Raw genomic sequence first — 560 nt, forward strand, 5'->3', positions numbered from 1 at the left:
ATTTCGCCAGCTGCAGCTGCGACCGGCCACAATTTTTTGCTGGCATATTGCCGCCTACATGAAAAAACCACGCTTAAAAGCGTGGTTTTTTCTGCGTGCCCGGAATGTCAGTTATTTTGCCAGTTCATGCCGCGCTGCCTGAGCCAAAAAATGGCTCCGATCTTTGTACGCTGAACGATTCCCCTGGATAAATCCATCGATTCGCTTTATCAGCACATCTGGCAATGTAATATTCACGCGTTGCTGTTTACCTTCAAATTCGGACAGATCCACGTCAATCATAAACCAAGAGTCACAATGCGCGTATTCGGCATTAGCCGAATAAACCATAAAGCCAGCATCTTTAATATCTTCGACAGAATGCGCTCCGCTAAGAAGCATTTCTTCCACGATACTTAAAATAGCCTCTCGCGCCATTACGGGTATATCAGATTGTTCATCCGCAGCGGATACACACCCATAATCAAACTGATCAAAAGCCGGTACGCTTATACCGAATGCTGTATCAGCATCTTTAGGAGATTCAACTCCGACAGAAAAAAACATACTCACCTCCAAAG

The 560-nt window shown here is 45.2% G+C and carries 1 protein-coding gene; it reads right to left on the reverse strand.

Translation table 11 applies throughout. The features are described 5' to 3' along the window. Positions 1–111: 111 nt before the first annotated feature. On the reverse strand, positions 112–546 hold the full coding sequence (locus L977_RS09090; RefSeq protein ID WP_032679779.1) for a type II toxin-antitoxin system HicB family antitoxin: 435 nt from the start codon (positions 544–546) through the stop codon (positions 112–114). Positions 547–560: the final 14 nt, after the last annotated feature.

It is taken from the genome of Enterobacter sp. ZOR0014, assembly GCF_000798855.1.
GTDB classification, from domain to species: domain Bacteria; phylum Pseudomonadota; class Gammaproteobacteria; order Enterobacterales; family Enterobacteriaceae; genus Enterobacter; species Enterobacter kobei.

Bases quoted from the DNA above. Each gene is read 5' to 3' on its own strand.
- L977_RS09090 (WP_032679779.1), bottom strand. From the start codon at position 546: ATGTTTTTTTCTGTCGGAGTTGAATCTCCTAAAGATGCTGATACAGCA.